Raw genomic sequence first — 286 nt, 5'->3', positions numbered from 1 at the left:
CTACATCCCGCTGCCCACCTCGCAGCATGTCGAATGGACGGCGAAGGCGATCGAAGCCGGAAAACATGTGCTGGTGGAAAAGCCTCTCGCGCTCGACGCCAAGGACATCCCGCCGCTGATCAAGCTGCGCGACGAGAAGAAGGTGCTGGTCTGCGAGGCCTTCATGGTCACCTACCACCCGCAATGGATCAAGGTGCGCGACCTCATCGCCGCCGGCGCCATCGGCCGGCTGCGGCATGTGCAGGGCGCGTTCTCCTATTACAATGTCGACCCAAAGAACATGCGC

At 62.2% G+C, this 286-nt stretch carries 1 protein-coding gene; it reads left to right on the top strand.

Features of this window, described 5'->3' with window-relative positions; all coding sequences use genetic code 11:
- Window positions 1-286 (top strand): Gfo/Idh/MocA family oxidoreductase (locus EN807_RS34840; RefSeq protein WP_135938110.1); only part of this gene is annotated, 286 nt, incomplete at both ends.

This window comes from Mesorhizobium sp. M5C.F.Ca.ET.164.01.1.1 (assembly GCF_004792125.1).
Lineage (GTDB): Bacteria > Pseudomonadota > Alphaproteobacteria > Rhizobiales > Rhizobiaceae > Mesorhizobium > Mesorhizobium wenxiniae.
The sequence above is the reverse complement of the archived record's forward strand: the minus strand, read 5'-3'. Positions and strand labels throughout refer to the sequence as shown.